Below are 19,313 nucleotides of genomic sequence, written 5' to 3' on the forward strand. Positions count from 1 at the left end.
AAGATGGCAAAGGTTCGGAATTGTTTTTCCTTTGCAGGACAAGGACATGCGTTTTATACTTTAATAGACTTGCGTTTGCTTGGCGTTATTTATATCAAAAAAATTGTTTTATAATCATCGTAAGAAGGTGCGTTTTCGTGCACTTCATCACCCTTATTGGGCAATTGGCGATCATCGCCGGTTTTTATGTCGTTGGTGAGTGGCTGTCGAATCAGTATCAGTTGCTCCTGCCCGGAAGTATTATCGGTCTTTTATTGTTACTTTGTTGTTTGCAGTTAGGCTGGATCAAGCTGCAGTGGGTTGAGCGGGGGGCGGCAGTATTATTGGCTGAACTCTTACTATTTTTTGTCCCTTCAACAGTTGGCGTTGTCGATTATCCTGAGCTGTTTGGCTGGGTGGGAGTAAAAACCGAACTCGTTGTCCTCGTCAGCACGGTCTTTGTCATGGTCATTACAGGCATGCTGGCAGATTATTTGTATGTTAGAAAGAAGCGATCTTATGAGCGTGGTTTATAGTGTGTTTGGTTTTGCGGGAACGCTATTAATCTATGCATGTTCTAAAAGGCTCTATGTGCGGAGACCTTCTATATTATTAAACCCTCTAATCGTTACCCCAGCGGTGTTGATATGCTTGATTCTTTTTTTTCAAGTGCCTTACAGTGAGTTTATGGTGGGGGGACAATGGCTGTCAGCGATGCTTGGTCCTGCCACAGTCGCATTTGCCATTCCGATGTATAAATCATTGTCTCTATTAAAAGCGTATGCTGTTGAAATTAGTGTTGCGCTTTTTGCAGGTAGTGTCACAGCGATCATTACGTCTTTTTTGTTTGCTGTCTTGGCCAGTTTAGGTGAGCCTTTTGTCGAGTCGATGATTCCGCGCTCAATCACGACGCCGATCGCGATGGGAGTGTCTGAGGATATCGGCGGCATCCCGACGATGACAGCGGTCTATGTGACGATGACAGGTTTAACAGGTATTGTGATCGGTCCATGGCTGTTGAAAAAGCTTCGTTTGCGATCAGATTTGGCCACTGGTCTCATGTTTGGCATGGGAGCGCATGGGAGCGGGACAGCGCGGGCTTTCGAAGAGAGTGAGCTTGCCGGCGCTTTTTCTTCTTTGACGGTCGTTGTTGCTTCGGTGCTGACGGTTTTATTGACCAAAGGCTTGTACGCTTGGTTTTAAGAGCATAGAAAGCGAAGGCTGTACGGCTGATCGTCCTGCTGGAGAGTGTAGACAAAGTGAAGGATAGGACTTTGTCTACACTCTATTTTGTGGGACTTTTTAGCCTAGAGCTTTGAGTTCAGCAGAGGGCACGCGGGAAAAAGTACCAGGTGCGAGCCGTCGTCGTTACGCTTTATAAGCCGTAACCCTCAACCTCCGATAGTCGGCGGTCCAAGTGTTATTTTCATAGAGGAGCGGTTTTAACTCCTGTTCCGTCGCCTTAATAATTTGTATCGTCGTTTGTGTATCGGTGTGTGAGAGAATGCCGTCTGCGAACATATGAATCCATGATTGGAGCCCGTCCTCTCCTTTTAGTGGTGTTGGGCGATCGTAAAGAACGGCTTGCGTAACGACGAAGCCAGCGCTTTCCATGCGGCTCGTATATTCACCGATGCTCGGAAAGTACCAAGGGGCTTCGGCATTTGTGAGGCCGTGGGCATGACATTGTTTCAATAAGACGGTGCGGATGGTTTCCACGTTTCCTTGCCCGCCGAATTCCGCGACGAATCGCCCTTGAGGCTTTAAGCTTTTCGCGATGTGTGTAAGAACGGCAGAGGGGCGTAGCATCCAGTGCAAGGCAGCATTGGAAAAAACAGCGTCGAACTGTTCTGAAAATGGAAGCTCATGCGCATCGACGACGAAAAATGCAAGCTTTGGATATTTTTCTTTGGCTTCTTCAATCATCTCACGAGACGCGTCTATTCCAGTCACTTGAGCCCCGGTCGCAGCGATCGAGTGCGAGAGGTCGCCTGTGCCACAGCCAACATCAAGGATGTGTTCTCCTGCTTTCGGCTGGAGCCATTCAATGAGCGAGCTTCCATATTGTGAGACAAAGGCATGTTTCGTATCGTAAAGTGAAGCGTTCCATTTTTGATCCGTGTGGGTCATAAAGCGAAGTCCGCCTTTCTTAGCAGTATTTTTAAAAGAATAACATAGAGGGCTCTGGAAAGAACATACAAAAAACTGCCCATCGAAACGGGCAGTTTTTCATAAGTTACTTTTTAACGGTTTTTCCCATGCAGCTGAGCAAAAACTCGCTGAACATGGAGTTTGCCCAGGAGAACCAAGGGCGTGTAAATTTCGCTGGATCGTCGACATGAAAGCCTTCGTGCATGAGGTTTGTGTCGGCGTCGGTACGCTTGAACATTTCTAAAATCTCTTTTTTCTCTTCATCACTTGTCGCGGTTAAGCCTTGAATCGCGAGCGCAATGTGCCAAATGTATTGTGGAGGCGTGTGTGGGCTGCCGATGCCGCGTGCGACGTCACCTTCATAGTATGTTGGGTTGCCGTGGCTAAGCAGGAATTGACGTGTATTCGCATACGTTTCGTCATCTGCGCTGCAGTAACCAAGGTATGGTGCTGCTAAAAGACTTGGGACGTTTGCGTCATCCATGAAGTTGAATTGACCGAAGCCATCGACTTCATACGCATAGACGCTCTTGTAGCCTTCGTGTGGGATAACCGCGTGCTGTTGAATGCTGCCGTCAATTTCGTTAGCTAAAGCAGAAGCTTCAGTCGCAAGTTGCTCGTCGTTTAGCACAGTTTCAGCAATTTCTTTAATGTAGCGTAAGATGACAACGGCAAACATATTTGATGGGACGAGGTATCCGTACGTACAAGCGTCGTCACTCGGACGGAAGCCTGACCATGTCATGCCGATGCCTTCTTTGACGAGCGCGCCTTTACCGTCACGGCTTAACGTATCGTTGTGGCGATCCTCATGACGGACGAAGCGGTACGGCGATTTTGACTCGTGATATTGCTCGACCCGGAACACGTCAATAATTTTTCTGACACCGTTTTTGAAGTCTTCATCGAAGTGAGCTGTCGAGTCCGTTGCCTTCCAAAGCAGGTACGCTAGCTGAACAGGGAAACAGAGGGAGTCAATTTCGTACTTTCGCTCCCAAATCCAATCGGTCATGTCTGTTTCGTCCGCCTGATGACCTTTTCCGTTTCCTTCTTCGTTGAACGCATTTGCATATGGGTCGTGGTTAATGTACTCAAACTGTTTGCGAACGACACCTTCAACGAGACGAGCGAAATGCTCGTCTTTTTCTGCAAGAATCAAGTATGGACGTACTTGAGCTGCTGAATCGCGTAGCCACATGGCCGGGATATCGCCAGTGATGACAAATGTTTTACCGTCGTCGTGTGGCTTTAGAGTCGTTTCGTACGTGTTTACAAAGCAATTTTCAAACATGTTGCCGAGTTTTGGCTGGTCAGAAAAGTGGTCCTTAACTTCCTTAATTAACGCTTCCATCGATGCAGGAATGTTCGCCATCGTAAATCTCCTCTCGTTTCTCGTAATTTATGATGTTGTTTGAATGCCGACGGTGAAAATTTCGTATGGGCCAACGGTTGCTGTGAACACTTGGTTTGTCGCTTCACTACATTTTTCTTCCAAGACATTAGACTTGTAGAGCTTATTACCCTCAGAAGCCGTCACTTCAAACTGAACTGGCTGTGCTGTTGGATTAAACCAGCGAATCATCCAGTCTCCGTTCGTCGCCTGTTTTAAGGATGAGTGGACAAGCCCGTTGCCATCCCACGTCACGAATTGATGAACTGCTGGCAATGCAGCTGCTTTCGTTTCTTTATTCTGGACTGCAAATAATGGTGCTTGGAACTGATACGCTTCAACGTATGCAGCAACAGACTCATCGGCTGCATGTGGAATGACCATCAGCTCTGCAGAATGTTCGCCTTGGCATTGCGCTTCCGGTGTCGGGAAGACGCCCCAGTCTCCAAGCTCTTGCACGCTGCGAATGAGTGTGACGGCAATCGTATTCCGACCATCGCGCAACACTTCGTATTCATTTAAGCCTTTATTGGCGACAGTGATGCCGTCTTTTTCGTCATGAACGGACGCAAAGGCATGCTGATGCTGACAATTGCTTGGATTCTCCCACTCGGGCTCAGGATTCGTATTTCGTTTGGCGACTTCAAAAATGGAGTCGGCGTAATGCACATCGGTATCCGTGTCTGTCGGGAAGAGCATGCGCAAACGATGATCCTTCGCTGTATTATTAAACGATGAATGAATGCGGACGCCTTTGTCATTACGGTTAAGCGTGTAGCGCGTCGTAATGTGCAGGACAACCGTTTCTTTGGCACGCTGGGCTTTACGCTGACGGAATTCGACGATCTCTTGGATTTCTTGAGCAAGTGTATCGTCCGCTGTCGCAGGCACTTCAAAGGCGTGGTTGACTTCAATCGTCGCTTGGTACGGCGTATCTTCAACGATCGCCACCTGAGCCTTTAGACCTTTCGTCGTGAGCGGGGTTTCTCCTTCTGGCTTTTTGAAAATGTATTCATTGCCGATGTCACCAGAGTTTTCGTACACCCCGGCACCTTCAACGATTTTGCCTGTCTCAAGGTTGGTGATTGTCAGTGATCCGTCCGTTTGTACTTCAGCACGAACGTAGTCGTTTTCTAGTGTGTTCGTGCCAGAAAGCAACGATGTATGAGCAGGTTTTTCACTTGCTCCTGCAACGAGTGCGTACGCTTTAGTACCAAAGGCAGGTACGTTGCTCGCTTCAAATGTAACAGAGACGTAGCGGGCGACGTAAGGCTGGCGGAAGCGATCGTCTGGCAGGTCGTAATTAAAATGTGCGCCTACATCAGTGATCGTTGCAGGTACTTCGTTACCTGCATCATCGACGAGACGAAATGTTGGCAGGTCGTAGTTTTTCATCTCTTGCACGGATTTAGCGGGACCGCCATTGGAGAACGGCCAGCTGGCTGCCTCTATGTCAATGGTGACGGGACCATGCGCTGTATGCCCAGTCCCGTTGACGACAGTGAATGGCAATGCGTGCGTGTCGTCGGAAAAGGCACTGACGTCTACGTGCCCAGCAATCGCCGTTAAGCTTTCTTGCACAACTGTTTCCGCTACATGCTTTGCGTTTTCAAAGCGCGTCACCATGCCACGGTGAACTTCATCTACACTACAGCCGCAAATGCTGTCATGCGGATGATTTTGCATCAAGGTTTTCCATGCATATTGCAGTTTGTGATCCGGATAAGTCATACCAGTCGCATTTGCCATGACCGCAAGCGGTTCGGCACCTTTTTCGAGCAACGTTTGGACTTCTTGGTTCATTTGCTTCAAATAGACACGAGCGGAAGCTGTGTTCACGAGCGTATACCAGCCGTCGGTCTGTTGGCTGCGTAATTCGCCTTCGATTACCGTCAAGTCATCGGGAACCGTCGACTTGACTGCTTCCATGTACGCATCGAAATCACTATGCACAAAATCGATGTCAGGGTAGAGGAGCTTCGCTGTTTCGATCGCTTCCGGCAAATCGGTTTGAATGGGCTGGTGGTCGCAGCCGTTCATATACAACAAGTGTGGTGTTGAAGCATAGCGTTCAGCACTTTGTAGCTTTTCTTCCCAAAAGGCCTTCGCTTCCTCACGGTTGGTCGGAATCTCGTTTCCGTTTGAATACCAGTTGGCAAATAAAATGCCGAGCACTTGGGAACCGTCTGGAGATTGCCAAAGCATTTCCGAATAAGGGGATTCAAAATCGCCGTCACTGACCATATTGTTAAAGCCTGTAGGTTTAACGCCACGGCCAAAGGCAGCCGTATCAATCCCAGCCTGTTTTAAAATTTGTGGTGCTTGTCCCATGTTGCCAAATGAATCTGGGAAGTAGCCGAGCTTGGAAATACGACCATACGCTTCGGCATCTTGATGGCCAATTTGTAAGTTACGGATATTCGCTTCACTGCTCGTTAAAAATTCATCCTGTAAAATGTACCACGGTCCGATATGAATACGACCTTCGCGAATATAACGGGCGACGCGTTCGCGATTTTCGGGACGCACTTGGAAATAGTCTTCAAGCATTAACGTTTGCCCGTCTAAATGAAAGCTTTCATAGCCATTTCCTTGATCTAATGTGGCAAGCAAGGTATCCATGACGTCGATTAAACGCATGTGGTGATATTCGTACGGCATGTACCACTCACGATCCCAATGTGTATGTGAAATAATGTGGGCGGTTTTCTTCATTATCGTACTCCTCCTGGTTGATATATCATTATGGAGATTAGTTATTAAAAGTATATCATCTTCTCGATGACCGATATAGATGTTTTCAGCTGAATCAATCATTTTTTTGCCGATATTGATAGAAAAAGGAGGCGGGGCATCCTCCCCGCCTCCTCGTAGAAGTCGTTATTCTTGGTTTGCAAGCCACTCATCAAGCTGCTTTTGTGCTTCTTCAATGACAACATCTAAACCAGCCTTGTTCATTTTTTCAACAGCTTCAGGAACGAATTCCTCAGGGTCTACAGAACCTGTGTAAAGAGCTGACATGAATTCCTCTTTCACGTTCTTCACTGCGGCAAGCTCCGTTTTTACGTTAGAATCGTCGAAATGGAAACCTAAAAGTGGTGCGTTTGTTGCTTCGGCATTAAACTTCTCGAACTGCTCCCACTTATCTGCCGGTTCATTTTCCTTCAAATACGTTAAGAACGTATTTCCGAGAGAGAATGTTGCCATGTCATACGAATCTGTTTGTCTTGGCAAGTCTTTAATCGTGTTTTCATCGATTTTTTCGTAGTGCGTACCTTCAATACCGCTGTCAATTAAGTTACGCAAATACTTGTCTGTGTTGACAAGGTTTAAGAATTCCATCGCTTTTTCTGGCTGCTCAGAAGTGACAGAAATGGCTTGCATTGATCCAAGCACTGAAGTATTAAACGTGATTGGTCTTGTACAGGCTTCACTTCAATCGGATAGCCTAGAGAGCTTGTCCATAGCTTTTCTGCCGTTGGCTGGTAGTCTGCTTTGTCAACGAGCCAGTTGCCTGATTTTAATGTGTCTTGACCAGAATACGTCGCTGCATCTGGACGGATATAGCCAGCTTGGTAATAGCTGTGCAATGTGTTTAGAACGCTCATTGTTTCTTCAGTATCGAGGTAGTTTGCGATCTGGTAGTCTTCAGTATCCAATGGCACACCGACTGGTAAACCTTCAATTACTGGGTCAAAAGGTGTGTCTGGTGTAAAAGTTTTATCGATTGAAAGTGGGTACATGCTCGGTGCCGCTTCTTTTGCTTTGGCAAGAATCGGCTCAAGGCTTTCGATCGATTGAACGTCGCTATAATCTACGCCAAGTGCTTCTGCTTGGTTCACGTTAAAACGCCATACAGGCTGACGGGCGATTTCTTTTTTCGCAGGAATAGCGTAGTTGCGGCCGTCTACTTTTGAACCTTCAAGGAATGCAGGGTCTAATTCTTCTACAATGCCTTGACCATGTGTTTCGAGCATATCGGTAATGTCAACGAAAGCTCCTTTTGAAACGTTTTGAAGATAGTTGTTCGTGTAAGAGGCAGTAAAGGCAATATCATACGGCTCACCTGATGATGTTACAACTTGCATTTTTTGATCGTAGTCACCGAAATCGATTAATTTCATATCAATGGTAACGCCGATTTTGTCTTTGACATACTTATTGACTTCTTCCATGACGAGATCATGGTCTTTTGTGGTGCACCAACGGTATACCAAATTAATTCGTAAGAGTCCTCTTCGCTGCCACCAGCAGAGTCTCCGCCGCCACAGCCGGCAAGAATTGTGCCTAGAGCCAACAATGCGATGAGCAAACCTTTAGAGCGCTTCCAAAAGACTGACATATGTGTTTCCCCCTTAGATATAGTAATGAATATAATGGAATGCCGGGCTGTGAATTATTCCTTCACAGACCCGACAGTTAACCCTTGAACAAAATAACGCTGGAAGAATGGGTAGGCAAGTACAATTGGCCCTGTAGCCAGTACAACCATCGCCATACGTGCCGTATCCTGTGGTAAAGAACTCAGCAAGCCGACACTTGATGAAAGCTGGGAGTTACTCGCGATAAACTGCATGCTCGTTTCAATACGCATGAGCATCGATTGGAGTGGAACGAGTGACGGGTCGTCAATATAAAGCAGTGCATTAAACCAGTCATTCCAATAGGCGAGTGTACTGAACAGTCCGACTGTCGCTAAACCTGGCAGCGAAATCGGTAGCACGAGCTGGAAAAAGATCCGGAATTCTCCTGCGCCATCAATTTTTCCTGATTCGATCATCTCTTCAGGAACGGTTGTCCGATAAAATGTCCTCATGACGAGTACATAAAAGGCATTAATGGCAAGTGGGAAAATCAACGCCCAAATACTGTTTTTTAAGCCAAGAAACTGCGAGATGACGATGTAGGTCGGCACTAAGCCACCGTTAAATAGCATCGTGAAAAAGGCTAGAAAAGAAAAGAAGTTACGATATTTAAAATCTCTTCGTGAAATGGCATAAGAAAAAGTTGATATTAAAAATAAACTAATGAGTGTACCAACGACAGTAACTAAGATCGTTACTCCGTAAGACTGAACGAGCTGATCGCCGGACTGAATAATGTATTCATAAGCAGCCAGGCTCCATTTTTCTGGGAAAATACTGTAACCATTTTGTGCCAATGTTTGTTCATCCGTAAAAGAGATGATAATGACGAAGGCAAATGGAAAGACACACATGAACGCAAATATACCGACGATAAAGTTAAAGATGAATTCCCAGAAGCGTGAAAAAGCGTTAACGTCTCGCTTATTTTTTTTAGCCACTGATGTCTGCCTCCTTTCTAGAATAATGCGCTGTCTTTATCAATACGGCGAACAATTAAGTTGACAGTCATCACAAGGATAAAGCCCACGACGGACTGGTAAAGCCCGGCAGCGGTACTCATGCCGATGTCACCCATAGACATTAAGCCTCGATAAACATACGTATCAATGACATTCGTTACGTCATAGAGTGGACCTGAGTCACGCGGAATTTGGTAAAACAAGCCGAAGTCTGCTCTGAAAATTTGCCCGATGTTGAGTAGTGTCAAAATGATCATCAACGGTGTAATGCTTGGTATAGTAATGTGTTTGATCTGCTGCCACTTTGTGGCGCCATCAATCATCGCCGCTTCATAATACGAACGGCTAATACCGACAATCGCAGCTAAGTAAATGACTGTAGAATAACCGACTGTTTTCCACGTGTTTAAGAAAATGAGAATCAGTGGCCACCATGTCGGGTCTTGATACCATTGCACAGGATCTCCACCAAAGAAGGTAATAACCTGATTAATCACACCTTTGTCTACGCTTAAAAATGCAAACGTAAAGTAACCGACGATAACCCAAGATAGAAAATGAGGCAGAATCATTCCGGATTGATAAATTTTTGCCAGCTTTTTATTCGCTAACTCACTCAGGATAATGGCAAAAAGACCGATACGACAAGGCCTAGTACGATAAATACAAAGTTGTATAAAAGCGTGTTTCTCGTAATGATGAACGCATCATCGGTTGAAAATAAAAACTCGAAGTTTTCCCATCCTACCCACTCACTATTGAATACGCTCTCAAAGAAACCACCTCGACTAATCCGATAGTCCTGAAAGGCGATTACGCTTCCAAACATAGGAAGATAGGCAAAAATGAGAAACCAGATCGTACCTGGAAGAACAAATAAAAGCATTGGGGTATTCTGTTTTAAGTCTTTAAAAAACGATTTCAAGATTGGTCCTCCTTTCCCGTGCGGTTCGCATAATGCGAGATAAGAAAGCGTCGTACTTTTTCTTTACAATCTTTACTTTAAGCCATTTAACCGTTTTCAAGTAGTAGACAAATTATAGAAAAGGTAGTTATTTTTTAGGTCTTTTGCACAGCGTACTTTAGGTGGATATGATCTCACTAAAATCACGACATTATTCGTATTCTCAAGGGTGATAAATAATCTGCCTCGTGAATAGGATGGAGGGAAGACGTTTTGTAGAGGAGGGAAGGTGTGAGCCATTCTCAAGTCAAATGGTATGAAGTCTATGCCAGTCCGTTTTCCCCTTGCCCCCCGATTCGGTACAAATGGTACTCGACGCCACCGAATTTGTACTTAGGGTTCCAGCCGCCGGGGCTTCCACAGTTTTCGCCGAGGGAAGCTTTAGCACATGGAACGCTATGGCCGGCGTTGTATTCACCATATCCTCCGAAAAAAGGGATGTTCAGAGAGGGTGAGGAAGCATGAGCCATGGACAACAGAGGGAGCTTCCGCCAGCCTTTTATAAGGCAATGGAGAAGCTGCAGGCGACCGATTTTGTTCTTGTTGAACTGACACTTTATTTAGATACGCATCCGTGGGACGCTCAAGCGTGGGAGCAATTTCAGGCTTTTTCGGCGCATCGGCAAAAGGTCAAAGCCGACGTGGAGAAATATTACGGTCCGTTGCTTCAATTCGGGGCGACTCCTTCAGCAGAGCCGTGGAAGTGGTCATCGTCACCATGGCCTTGGGAAATTTAAGAAATGAATTATTCAAGGAGGTAGCTTGATGTGGCTCTATGAAAAAAAGCTCCAATACCCAGTCAAAGTAAGCACTTGTAATCCTACGCTCGCAAAGTATTTGATCGAACAATACGGAGGCGCAGACGGGGAGCTTTCTGCGGCGTTGCGTTATTTAAATCAACGATACACAATTCCCGAACAGGTTATAGGCTTGTTGACGGATATTGGGACCGAAGAATTTGCTCATTTGGAAATGATCGCGACAATGGTGTATAAGCTGACAAAGGATGCCACACCTGAGCAGATGAAAGCCGCTGGATTGGGAGAACACTACGCGAATCATGATGGCGCCTTATTTTACACGAATGCATCAGGCGTACCGTGGACGGCTTCTTATGTCGCCGCCAAGGGTGACCCAATTGCTGATCTGTATGAGGATATTGCTGCTGAGGAAAAAGCAAGAGCCACATATCAATGGATTATCGATATGTCCGATGACACGGATTTAAACGACAGCCTCGCTTTTCTGCGTGAAAGGGAAGTCATTCATTCCCAACGCTTCCGTGAAGCAGTGGAAATTTTAAAAGAAGAACGCGATCGGAAAAAAATATTTTAACGTGCAATGGATGAGAAATGTTTCCTGAACATGGGAGTGCAGACTAAGTCACCTTTGGCTTCGTCCGCACTTTATTTCGTTATAATGATACTTTTAGCCCGGGTTAAGAGCGCTATTCGAGTATGAAGTATGCGAAGGTTCGATGAGTGGGAACGATAAGGTGAACCTGGCAAAACTCATTTGTTTAATGAATGTTATTCAGCAGATCGAAATTTTGTCCGAAACTTTGCTGGGGATACACCAAAACCTTTTTTAAACTGGCGATAAAAATGTGCTTTATCTCGATATCCGACCTGACAACCGATATCTGCTGCACTCAAATTCGTCGTCAGTAAGAGTTCGCGTGCCCGATTGATGCGCTGCTCGTTCAAGTATGCTGAGAATGTTTGTCCCATTTCCTTGTGAAAAAGCTGGCCGAGGTAAGTGGCGTTAATGTTTTGCTTTTGTCCGAGCATTTGCAGTGACAAATCTTCGTGGTAGTGACCTCGAACCGTTCGGACGGTTTCATAGACAACGGGGGAAATTCCGTCAGGCATGTTATAAAACTGTTTATTTTGCTCGCGGATCTTGTCTTCCAAAAATGAAATAATCTCTCGCGTCGTTTGCAGTCTCATTAAAGAAGATAGTGTACTTGGGTAATCGATCTGGCTTCTGACATCTAGGGAGGCATCATTAAGAGCCATACTCGTTTGAAAGAGAAATTCAACAGCTAGGTTGCGAATGTGTAGCGGTGTGGCATTGCCTGAATCATGGACTTTTTGAAAGCTATCGTGCATTAAGCATATAGCTTCTTCCGGCTGCCGATCGAGTAAATGCTTAGAAAAGGCGTGGAAGTCAACATGTATCTCTTGAAAGCTACGATTATCAGCAGCGATATCTTCTTCAAACAACAAACGCGCGTCTTCAAATACTAAATAATAGTCCTGCATTTTCTTCGCTTGCTCGTAGCTGTCAGGTACATTCTCTAACGAAACGATCGAGCCGGTTGTTAAAAACCAGTCTGCATTTGTGCGTTGGCGTAATACGTGGTAAAACTGTTCAATACTAGCACGATACGCTTTTGCGTGTGAAGAAGAGGTCCAATGAAATAACAGAATCCAGTCCCCTTCAAAATCTTGAAAAATAAAGGCATTGTGTGGCTGAATATCTCCCCATGTGATGTCGTTAACTGTGCTCTGCGCTCTGGCAACAGTGATAGTGAAAACACCATCCTGATTGACTGATGGTTGCGTAAGCGCAAGCCGTTCCTTTAATGCGTGAGCGTCAATTTGTCGAGTGACCCAGCGGTGAAGCACTGCATCAAGGAGCATTTGCTCTTCACCCGTATCAGAAGTTACTTCCGGTGTATTTAAGTCTAGCTGCAGCGCACAGTGTTCGATTGTCGAAAGCAGTTCTTCCCGGTGAATCGGCTTTAGCAAATAATTTTCAATCCCTAAAGTCATCCCCTCTTTAATATAGGCAAATTCTTCATAGCCACTTAAAATAATGCATTTCGTCTCTGGCCACTTTTGCTTGACGAGGCGTAACAATTCGAGCCCGTTCATTTTTGGCATCATGATATCCGTAATTAACACGTGGGGCGGCTCTGACATCTCCTGTAAGGTGTGCCAGGCTTCCGCACCATTTTCCGCCTGACCAATGATTTCAAAGTCAAGGGCTTCCCATTCAATGATATGGGACAGGCCTTCTAAAATTAATGGTTCATCATCGACAAAAAAGACTCGGTACATCGGTATCACTCCTTTTGAACGGGCCATTGGATATTGATGCACGTTTTAACGCCTGGCTGACTTTCGACAGATAAGCCGTATTCGCTTCCGTGCATCGCCTGAATGCGTTCTTGTATATTTGCAAGGCCAAGAGACTCGCTCGGACCACCGTGTTTTAACTGCGATCGTAACGCTTTCAATGTATCACGTTCAATGCCTCTGCCATTATCTTCAACGTCGATATTGACATATCTATTGTCAATGATGACTGCGGTAATCGTCAATCGATTATCGCGGCGGGAGGGATCAAAACCGTGCAGGACATAGTTTTCAACGATCGGTTGTAATGACAGCTTAAATGTCATACAAAGGAGCGCTTCAGCACTTGCATCAATCGTATAATCGATCCGTCCTTGATAACGAAACTGAAAAAGGTCCAAGTATGTTTGACAGTTGTCCAATTCCTCGCGCAAAGTGATGTGCATCCTTTGCTTTAACGAACGCTTTAAAAGGTTGGACATTAAATACATCATCTCGCCAGCGTCTTTTGCGCCTTGTGCCACTGCCTTCATACGGATGGCTTCTAACGTATTGTATAAAAAATGCGGGCTGATCTGTGATTGAAGAGCAACAAGCTCGGCTTCTTTCTGTTTGATTTCGGCAATGTATACTTGCTTCACGTACTTTTGCAAGTCATTCAACATTAAATTAAATGAGCTGGCAATCCAATCAAGCTCGTCGTGATCACCTTTTGTTTCAATCCGACTATTTAAATTCCCTCGCTGTACCTCTCTCATCGCCTTAACAATTTGTTCCGTCCGTTTTGAATACCTGCGAATAATGATAAATGTCAGCAAAATCGCGAGAATACTTAAAATAACAGCTACCCCGTACGTACGTATGCGCGTGGGCGCAAGTGCATCGACGATGATGTCCTTAGGAACGACGCCGGCGACGACGATTCCTGATCCTGAAAGCGTCTGTATAGAAGTGATCGAATCGTCGGATAAACCGAGAAGCTGGGTTTCAGAGAGTGAAGGCGCTTTCGATCTGGTCGTGTACGACAAGTCACCGGAAGGAGCATAGATATAAAGCTCATTTTTAAGGCGGCTGTCATATTCTTCGTGTAACGTGGCAAATTCACTTTTTGAAAATAATACAAACATGGAGCCGACCATTTCATTGTTTATCTTCTCGTTAATCGGCAAATGGTACAGTAAATACTGTTGTTCAGGAAGACCAAGCTCGTCCGATGGAATGAAGTCTGTCGGACGATTTGTCAAAAAAGGACCTTTTAGCTGTTCGGAAGGGGCGTGTAAGATCTTTTGCTGGTATTGCTGCTGAATATATAACTGGTTGTTTTTCGTGCTTTGAAAAGCGATGGCGTCAATATCACGATGGCGTTCCAACGATTGGGTAACAAAACGAAGAATATTATTATTTGCAACAGAAGAGTTGTCTGAGGCAAAGGCACGCAACCGTTCCTCAAGGTATTGTGCATAGGGAAGGGTTAAAAATCTCGTGACATCTTGATAAAGAACGGTGTCCATATAAAGCTGTTGTGTGATGGAAGACGTTAACTGCTGCTGTGACGTAATATAGTCACTGACATCAGCCACCATGTTGTCATTTACTTCTGTTAGCCTCTGTTCAGTTTGGTTCGACATCGCACTGTCTAAAACATAGGCTAAGAGAAAGAGCATTGTAATGAGGATGCCCGAGGAAATCATGATGACCTTATTGAAAAGTTTTTGTAGTATTAATGAATTAAACCATTCGTGCAGCTTTTGTCTCATCGAGAAGCCCTCCCATTCGATGTCAATGCCTCTGAGAGTAAAATACGTGTAAAATGGCTACATTGTCAACCTGTCAGTCATGTAAACCCTTTTGATCGTCATGGAAAAGTGCTGCTCGTGTAGGTGTGAGATTATTACGCTTTCAGTTTTTGCAAAGCTCGTAAAGGAGTTATTTTGGGATAAGATTCGGTTGGGATTCAATGGCGCGCTTCGTTGGGAATTTAATCGTCGTTACCCGTTCAGTATTCTCAGATTTGCCTATTTCCATATTAGAATCTGCATTTGTCAGGACGAGGTAAGTTTGCTCACCAGGTATTCGGTTATTGCTCATTTTGTTTACACTCTCCGTCATGCATTCGCTGCATAACGGTTTTTTATTTTGAGCATTTGAAAATAATGTGTAAACAAATGTGACGTCAATCGATATTTTGCAAATGAATCAAGGTAAAGTAAAACCAACATTTCCTTTGTATACAGAAACAAACAAAAAACGGAAAGGGTTGGTTCGATGGAGATGATACAGGCGGTCAACACACTTTGGGTTGTCATTGGAGCGGTGCTCGTCATTTTCATGCAGGCGGGGTTTATTATGCTAGAAGCGGGTTCAACGCGCATGAAGAATGCGGGACATATTGCTGCAAAGACCATTTTTACGCTTGGTATTGGCGCGCTCGTTTTTTGGGCGGTCGGGTACGGGTTGATTTTCGGTACAAGTAACGGCTGGATTGGTTTTTCGGAATTTTTCTATCCTGGTGGTGATTTAGGTGTGGGCGTCGGCGGAGAGGCTTTCTTTCTTTTTCAAATGGCCTTTGCGGGGATTTCACTGACGGTCGCATTTGGCGGCTTTGCTGAGCGCGCCAAATTCTCTGTTTATATCCTATTTGCGGTGCTCTTTTCAATGTTCATCTATCCAGTGGTTGCGCACTGGATCTGGGGAGGTGGCTGGTTATCTGAGCATGGGAAGCAAGATTTTGCCGGTTCCACCGTTGTCCATCTGACAGGGGCGATGGCAGCATTTGCCGCAACGCTCATGTTAAAGCCACGCTTAGGTAAATACAATAAAGATGGATCACCCAATGCACTATTTGGTCACAATCAAGTGTTCACGTCGCTTGGGGTTCTCATTCTTTGGATCGGCTGGTTCGGGTTTAACGCGGGAAGTACTCTAAGTGTAGAGAATGGGTTTTTCGGTTATGTTGCTTTAATGACGAATTTGGCAGCGGGTGTTGGTGCGATCGGTGCGTTAGCAGTGTCGTGGTTGAGTACAGGTAAAGCCGATGTTCCGACCATCTTGAACGGTGCGTTGGCAGGGCTTGTTGCCATTACGGCTTCATGTGCATTTGTGTCTCCGCTTGGGTCGATTGTGATCGGTTTGATCGCTGGCATCCTCGTGTACTACAGCATCAAGATGTTTGAAAAATTTAACATTGACGATCCGATTTTTGCTTTATCTGTACATGGACTGGCAGGCGTCTGGGGAACGTTATCGACAGGGTTGTTTGCGACACCGGAATTGGCAGCAGCGAATGGCGGTCAAGCGGGACTTTTCTACGGTGGTGGTTTTGAACAGCTTGGTGTACAGACACTAGGGGTCGGCGCTTCCGCACTATATGCGTTTGTAGGTTCCATCGTCATTCTGTTTATTCTTAAAATCTTTCTTGGTGGCTTGCGTGTGACGGAGGAAGAGGAGATGATCGGTTTAGATATGGCGGAGCACGGAAGCTACGGTTATCCAGAAGCAATGAAGCTGCGTGAACAGGAAGCATTTATCGCTCCTCCGACAAATGAGCAAGTTCCTTTGGAAAATAAATCTGTCCATGGCTAGGGCAAACATGAAGGGTGACCATCCATGGTGAGGACGTATGAAGAGATTAGACATTTTCGTGATGAGTCTATTGCAGAGAGCGGAGATCAACCTGAGCGGCTCAGTTCACTTCATGATGACGTATTTATCAAGACGGTGGAAGTAGCCCTCCGCCGTCTTTCTCAAAAGAAAGGTCCTCCACCGACTCGCTTTTGCTGGTTTGTGATGGGAAGTGCCGGGCGAAAAGAACACGCTTTGATGACCGATCAAGACCATGGCTTCATTTATACAAATGACAATGCAAAGGAATCTTTTTTGCGGCTTGGAGAGGAAATTAGTGCCGGATTACATTCACTCGGCTATCCATATTGCAATGGCAACGTAATGAGTTCCAACCCCCAATGGTGTTGCTCTGAAAGTCAATGGAGCGAGGCGATCGAGGAATGGATGAACAGAGCATCATGGGAAACGGTGCGTCATTTACTCATTTTTCTAGATGGGCGTTCGTTGTACGGAGATGAAATGTTGTTGCGTCGGCTGAAGCATTTTGTTTATAAACGTGTCCAATGTGAGCCTCGGTTGCTGTGCCGAATGGAGGAAAATGGAAAAATACTTTGAATGTCTTTGAGCAGATTGTATCAGAGGAGTACGGATTGTATAGCGGAAATTTGCACATTAAAGAAACAGCAGTCTTACAGGCGGTGTTTCGTCGGAGAGTGGTTGACACGCTGCATTGAGTTGGTATGTCAGTTATATTTGCTATGATTGATGCCATAAACATTTTGACGAATTGCCACCGTCTAGTGAAGCTGTCTATACCTAAGGCTAAGTTCATCATTATTGTTGATGTTGACTCTTTGATGCATTCACTAATCTTCAAACTTTCTTTTTAAATCTGTTTCTCGTATTCGCATACACCAATGTAAAAATAAGCAGTGACAAAAATAACATAAGACCAATCATAAAGATCACTTGATTTTCCAACAGCTCACTTAAAGCAAATAATAGAATGCTAAAGCTAATGCCATACATGATTTTACCCATAAACTTGCACAACGCTACTTCATCGTATTGAGCCTTTTTATGGTCAGGCATAGTGTTATAACCTGCGAGTATGGAGGCTCCTTTTCCTTTCGATAGCGTTATAGCAAAGATGATGAAAGGTATTGCAATTATAAGAATAGCTACTCCCAAAACAAGCGACCTCCTTCTCTGTTGGTTAAGAAAGCGAGCGCTTTATATTTTTCCGCTCTTAATAAACATACATTTCTTTCATTGGAAATAGAGGTCTCTCTACAATGATTTTACTTCTATCGCTAAAGTATTTAACGATCTCTAAGCAGTGATACTAACTATTATATTGGGCAGGGTATTTTTTTGCCACATGATCGAATGGTTGCCTTCCAACCTTTTAAACGGCTGTGATCGTTTTGGATATGATACAATCCGTGTTACACGTTCTGAACTCTATGACTTAAAACAATCATACACCAATCCTTTGCAGTTTAGAGCATACATTTTACTATAACACAACCATTTTTCAACCATATGGGAAGGGAGGCGTCGTATCGTGCGCTATATTTATCTAGTGCTTGTCATCTTTGTATTATCTTTAAGTTTAAGGCCTGCGATAACGTCGGTCGGTCCGTTGCTTGATGTCATTCAAATCGAATTGGGCATGAGCAGTGTTGTTGCTAGCTTGCTAACGACGCTTCCTGTCGTTTGTATGGGCATATTTTCATTGTTATCCATTCAGCTAAGTCATCGTTTTGGCGTTGAGAAATCACTGCTTGGTGCGATGGCGCTGATTTGTGTCGCCACATTGGCGCGGGCAGTTGTAGAGAGCAGCTGGCTATTTATTGCGACCTCATTTTTCTCGGGTGTCGGGATCGGGATTGCAGGTCCGCTCATTGCAGGCTTTGTCAAAAAGTATTTTCCGCATAAGCTGAGTGTCATGAGTGTGTATTCTGTCTCTATGACCATTGGCGCTGCGGTGGCCGCCAGCTTTTCTATTCCTTTATTTAACTGGATGAATGAGTCTTGGTCTTTATCGTTAAGTTTTTGGGGCTGGCTTGCTTTTGCAGGTGTGCTGCTTTTAATCCCTTTATTAGTGAAAGGGGAGAAAAAGCAGGTGAAGCTCGCTAGACCTTCAATGCGGGTGACAAATCCAAAAGTATATATGCTCATGCTTTTACTGGGAAGTGTCTCCGCGGTCTTTTATACAATCACCGCCTGGCTCGCTCCCTATGTGCAGTCGATTGGCATGAGTTACTCACAATCTGGTTTTGTCCTTATGGTATTTGCCTCGATTCAAATTCCTGTGAGCTTTATTCTGCCGACCGTTGTCGATCGGTGGGGCCATCGCAAAATGTGGCTTTTGATTTGTAGCTTCTCAGAAATCATTGGGCTCATCTTTATTTTTTCAAATGGCTCTCCGTGGGTTGCGACGGTCTTTTTAGGCTTCGGCGCGGGGGGACTTTTCCCGCTTGCATTACTGATCCCTTTAGCGGAGGCGAGAAGTGTGGCGGAGGCGACGTCATGGTCTGCACAAATGCAATTCGGCGGCTTTTTATTAGGCGCAACAGGACCATTGATTTTTGGTTTTATTCTTGATGTGTCGAACGATTATCAATCCGCATTTATCGGTGTCGCCGTTATTATCGCCATCATGCTTTTTGCGATTATCCAAACAGGCGATTTACAGAGGTCTAAAGGTTCAGAAGAGGCTATGTAAGGTTCCGGTCGGTCAGAGCAGATTGAGAAATGTGGAAATCCATTTCCCGGTCAGGTGATGTTCTGTTCTCCGTTTCTAAGCGTGCACCGCTCCGCATTTCTTTGTTGTCCAGCTCTGGCTCGCTG

19 protein-coding genes and 1 pseudogene are annotated in these 19,313 nt (G+C 45.1%); 8 read left to right on the forward strand and 12 right to left on the reverse strand.

Annotated elements, in window-relative coordinates:
- Nucleotides 1-137: 137 nt before the first annotated feature.
- Together G4V62_RS17220 and G4V62_RS17225 are read left to right on the forward strand one after the other, a co-directional pair.
- The gene (locus G4V62_RS17220; protein ID WP_165204616.1) at nt 138-515 is read left to right on the forward strand and encodes a CidA/LrgA family holin-like protein; all 378 of its coding nucleotides are present in this window, start codon (nt 138-140) and stop codon (nt 513-515) included.
- Nucleotides 499-1,182, forward strand: coding sequence for an LrgB family protein (locus G4V62_RS17225; protein ID WP_165204618.1), 684 nt, complete (start codon nt 499-501; stop codon nt 1,180-1,182). The genes G4V62_RS17220 and G4V62_RS17225 overlap by 17 nt, the downstream gene beginning before the upstream one ends.
- A 165-nt stretch (nt 1,183-1,347) precedes the next feature.
- On the opposite strand, the gene G4V62_RS17230 is transcribed toward G4V62_RS17225, so the two are convergent.
- The 8 genes and pseudogenes from G4V62_RS17230 to G4V62_RS17255 all read right to left on the reverse strand — a co-directional run bounded on the left by G4V62_RS17230 (nt 1,348) and on the right by G4V62_RS17255 (nt 9,732).
- Entirely contained in the window at nt 1,348-2,109 is a 762-nt protein-coding gene (locus tag G4V62_RS17230; RefSeq protein WP_165204620.1) for a class I SAM-dependent methyltransferase, read from the reverse strand.
- A gap of 106 nt (nt 2,110-2,215) precedes the next feature.
- Nucleotides 2,216-3,502: a glycoside hydrolase family 125 protein gene (locus G4V62_RS17235; protein WP_165204622.1), complete on the reverse strand. Its 1,287-nt coding sequence runs from the start codon at nt 3,500-3,502 to the stop codon at nt 2,216-2,218.
- A gap of 27 nt (nt 3,503-3,529) precedes the next feature.
- The gene (locus tag G4V62_RS17240) at nt 3,530-6,235 is read right to left on the reverse strand and encodes an alpha-mannosidase (protein ID WP_165204624.1); all 2,706 of its coding nucleotides are present in this window, start codon (nt 6,233-6,235) and stop codon (nt 3,530-3,532) included.
- Between the two features lie 165 nt (nt 6,236-6,400).
- Nucleotides 6,401-6,862 (reverse strand): DUF3502 domain-containing protein, encoded by a 462-nt coding sequence (locus tag G4V62_RS20695; RefSeq protein ID WP_312855529.1) that lies wholly within the window; start codon nt 6,860-6,862, stop codon nt 6,401-6,403.
- Nucleotides 6,850-7,695, reverse strand: a complete 846-nt coding sequence (locus tag G4V62_RS20700; protein WP_312855530.1) for a hypothetical protein — start codon at nt 7,693-7,695, stop codon at nt 6,850-6,852. Before G4V62_RS20700 ends, G4V62_RS20695 begins: the two co-directional genes overlap by 13 nt.
- The gene (locus G4V62_RS20705) at nt 7,641-7,862 is read right to left on the reverse strand and encodes a hypothetical protein (protein ID WP_312855531.1); all 222 of its coding nucleotides are present in this window, start codon (nt 7,860-7,862) and stop codon (nt 7,641-7,643) included. Before G4V62_RS20705 ends, G4V62_RS20700 begins: the two co-directional genes overlap by 55 nt.
- A 54-nt stretch (nt 7,863-7,916) precedes the next feature.
- Nucleotides 7,917-8,825: a carbohydrate ABC transporter permease gene (locus tag G4V62_RS17250; protein WP_312855532.1), complete on the reverse strand. Its 909-nt coding sequence runs from the start codon at nt 8,823-8,825 to the stop codon at nt 7,917-7,919.
- Between the two features lie 17 nt (nt 8,826-8,842).
- Nucleotides 8,843-9,732, reverse strand: a pseudogene (locus tag G4V62_RS17255) (ABC transporter permease).
- 309 nt (nt 9,733-10,041) lie between these two features.
- Here G4V62_RS17255 and G4V62_RS20090 point away from each other — a divergent pair.
- From G4V62_RS20090 to G4V62_RS17270, 3 genes are read left to right on the forward strand one after another with little or no spacing between them, the layout of a single operon-like run.
- Complete coding sequence (locus G4V62_RS20090; protein ID WP_165204626.1) at nt 10,042-10,275, forward strand: spore coat associated protein CotJA; 234 nt, start codon at nt 10,042-10,044, stop codon at nt 10,273-10,275.
- Nucleotides 10,272-10,547 carry a spore coat protein CotJB gene (locus G4V62_RS17265; protein WP_165204628.1) on the forward strand — a complete coding sequence of 92 codons (276 nt, stop codon included), beginning with the start codon at nt 10,272-10,274 and terminating at the stop codon, nt 10,545-10,547. Before G4V62_RS20090 ends, G4V62_RS17265 begins: the two co-directional genes overlap by 4 nt.
- A 28-nt stretch (nt 10,548-10,575) precedes the next feature.
- Nucleotides 10,576-11,145, forward strand: coding sequence for a manganese catalase family protein (locus G4V62_RS17270; RefSeq protein WP_165204630.1), 570 nt, complete (start codon nt 10,576-10,578; stop codon nt 11,143-11,145).
- Nucleotides 11,146-11,339: 194 nt separating this feature from the next.
- Here the strand turns inward: G4V62_RS17270 and G4V62_RS17275 are convergent, their stop codons facing one another.
- The 3 genes from G4V62_RS17275 to G4V62_RS17285 form a co-directional block, all read right to left on the reverse strand.
- Nucleotides 11,340-12,875, reverse strand: coding sequence for a response regulator transcription factor (locus G4V62_RS17275; RefSeq protein WP_165204632.1), 1,536 nt, complete (start codon nt 12,873-12,875; stop codon nt 11,340-11,342).
- 5 nt (nt 12,876-12,880) lie between these two features.
- Entirely contained in the window at nt 12,881-14,650 is a 1,770-nt protein-coding gene (locus G4V62_RS17280; protein ID WP_165204634.1) for a sensor histidine kinase, read from the reverse strand.
- A 169-nt stretch (nt 14,651-14,819) separates the two neighbouring features.
- Nucleotides 14,820-14,981, reverse strand: a complete 162-nt coding sequence (locus G4V62_RS17285; RefSeq protein WP_165204636.1) for a hypothetical protein — start codon at nt 14,979-14,981, stop codon at nt 14,820-14,822.
- A 177-nt stretch (nt 14,982-15,158) separates the two neighbouring features.
- On the opposite strand from G4V62_RS17285, the gene G4V62_RS17290 reads away from it, so the two are divergent.
- Both G4V62_RS17290 and G4V62_RS17295 read left to right on the forward strand, forming a co-directional pair.
- On the forward strand, nt 15,159-16,475 hold the full coding sequence (locus tag G4V62_RS17290) for an ammonium transporter (protein WP_165204638.1): 1,317 nt from the start codon (nt 15,159-15,161) through the stop codon (nt 16,473-16,475).
- Between the two features lie 24 nt (nt 16,476-16,499).
- On the forward strand, nt 16,500-17,072 hold the full coding sequence (locus tag G4V62_RS17295; RefSeq protein ID WP_165204640.1) for a DUF294 nucleotidyltransferase-like domain-containing protein: 573 nt from the start codon (nt 16,500-16,502) through the stop codon (nt 17,070-17,072).
- 258 nt (nt 17,073-17,330) lie between these two features.
- On the opposite strand, the gene G4V62_RS17300 is transcribed toward G4V62_RS17295, so the two are convergent.
- Nucleotides 17,331-17,648: a DUF3784 domain-containing protein gene (locus G4V62_RS17300; RefSeq protein WP_165204642.1), complete on the reverse strand. Its 318-nt coding sequence runs from the start codon at nt 17,646-17,648 to the stop codon at nt 17,331-17,333.
- Nucleotides 17,649-18,024: 376 nt separating this feature from the next.
- Here G4V62_RS17300 and G4V62_RS17305 point away from each other — a divergent pair, with 376 nt between their 5' ends.
- Nucleotides 18,025-19,188, forward strand: a complete 1,164-nt coding sequence (locus tag G4V62_RS17305; RefSeq protein WP_165204644.1) for an MFS transporter — start codon at nt 18,025-18,027, stop codon at nt 19,186-19,188.
- The last annotated feature ends 125 nt before the right edge of the window (nt 19,189-19,313 follow it).

Origin of the sequence: Litoribacterium kuwaitense (assembly GCF_011058155.1) — a bacterium.
GTDB classification, from domain to species: Bacteria; Bacillota; Bacilli; order Bacillales; family DSM-28697; genus Litoribacterium; species Litoribacterium kuwaitense.

What these genes read in the sequence shown, in the direction of transcription:
- G4V62_RS17225 (WP_165204618.1), top strand. Translation starts at nt 499, where the DNA reads ATGAGCGTGGTTTATAGTGTGTTTGGTTTTGCGGGAACGCTATTAATC.
- G4V62_RS17230 (WP_165204620.1), bottom strand. Translation starts at nt 2,109, where the DNA reads ATGACCCACACGGATCAAAAATGGAACGCTTCACTTTACGATACGAAA.
- G4V62_RS17235 (WP_165204622.1), bottom strand. Translation starts at nt 3,502, where the DNA reads ATGGCGAACATTCCTGCATCGATGGAAGCGTTAATTAAGGAAGTTAAG.
- G4V62_RS17240 (WP_165204624.1), bottom strand. Translation starts at nt 6,235, where the DNA reads ATGAAGAAAACCGCCCACATTATTTCACATACACATTGGGATCGTGAG.
- G4V62_RS20695 (WP_312855529.1), bottom strand. Translation starts at nt 6,862, where the DNA reads ATGGAATTCTTAAACCTTGTCAACACAGACAAGTATTTGCGTAACTTA.
- G4V62_RS20700 (WP_312855530.1), bottom strand. Translation starts at nt 7,695, where the DNA reads ATGGAAGAAGTCAATAAGTATGTCAAAGACAAAATCGGCGTTACCATT.
- G4V62_RS20705 (WP_312855531.1), bottom strand. Translation starts at nt 7,862, where the DNA reads ATGTCAGTCTTTTGGAAGCGCTCTAAAGGTTTGCTCATCGCATTGTTG.
- G4V62_RS17265 (WP_165204628.1), top strand. Translation starts at nt 10,272, where the DNA reads ATGAGCCATGGACAACAGAGGGAGCTTCCGCCAGCCTTTTATAAGGCA.
- G4V62_RS17270 (WP_165204630.1), top strand. Translation starts at nt 10,576, where the DNA reads ATGTGGCTCTATGAAAAAAAGCTCCAATACCCAGTCAAAGTAAGCACT.
- G4V62_RS17275 (WP_165204632.1), bottom strand. Translation starts at nt 12,875, where the DNA reads ATGTACCGAGTCTTTTTTGTCGATGATGAACCATTAATTTTAGAAGGC.
- G4V62_RS17280 (WP_165204634.1), bottom strand. Translation starts at nt 14,650, where the DNA reads ATGAGACAAAAGCTGCACGAATGGTTTAATTCATTAATACTACAAAAA.
- G4V62_RS17285 (WP_165204636.1), bottom strand. Translation starts at nt 14,981, where the DNA reads ATGAGCAATAACCGAATACCTGGTGAGCAAACTTACCTCGTCCTGACA.
- G4V62_RS17290 (WP_165204638.1), top strand. Translation starts at nt 15,159, where the DNA reads ATGGAGATGATACAGGCGGTCAACACACTTTGGGTTGTCATTGGAGCG.
- G4V62_RS17295 (WP_165204640.1), top strand. Translation starts at nt 16,500, where the DNA reads ATGGTGAGGACGTATGAAGAGATTAGACATTTTCGTGATGAGTCTATT.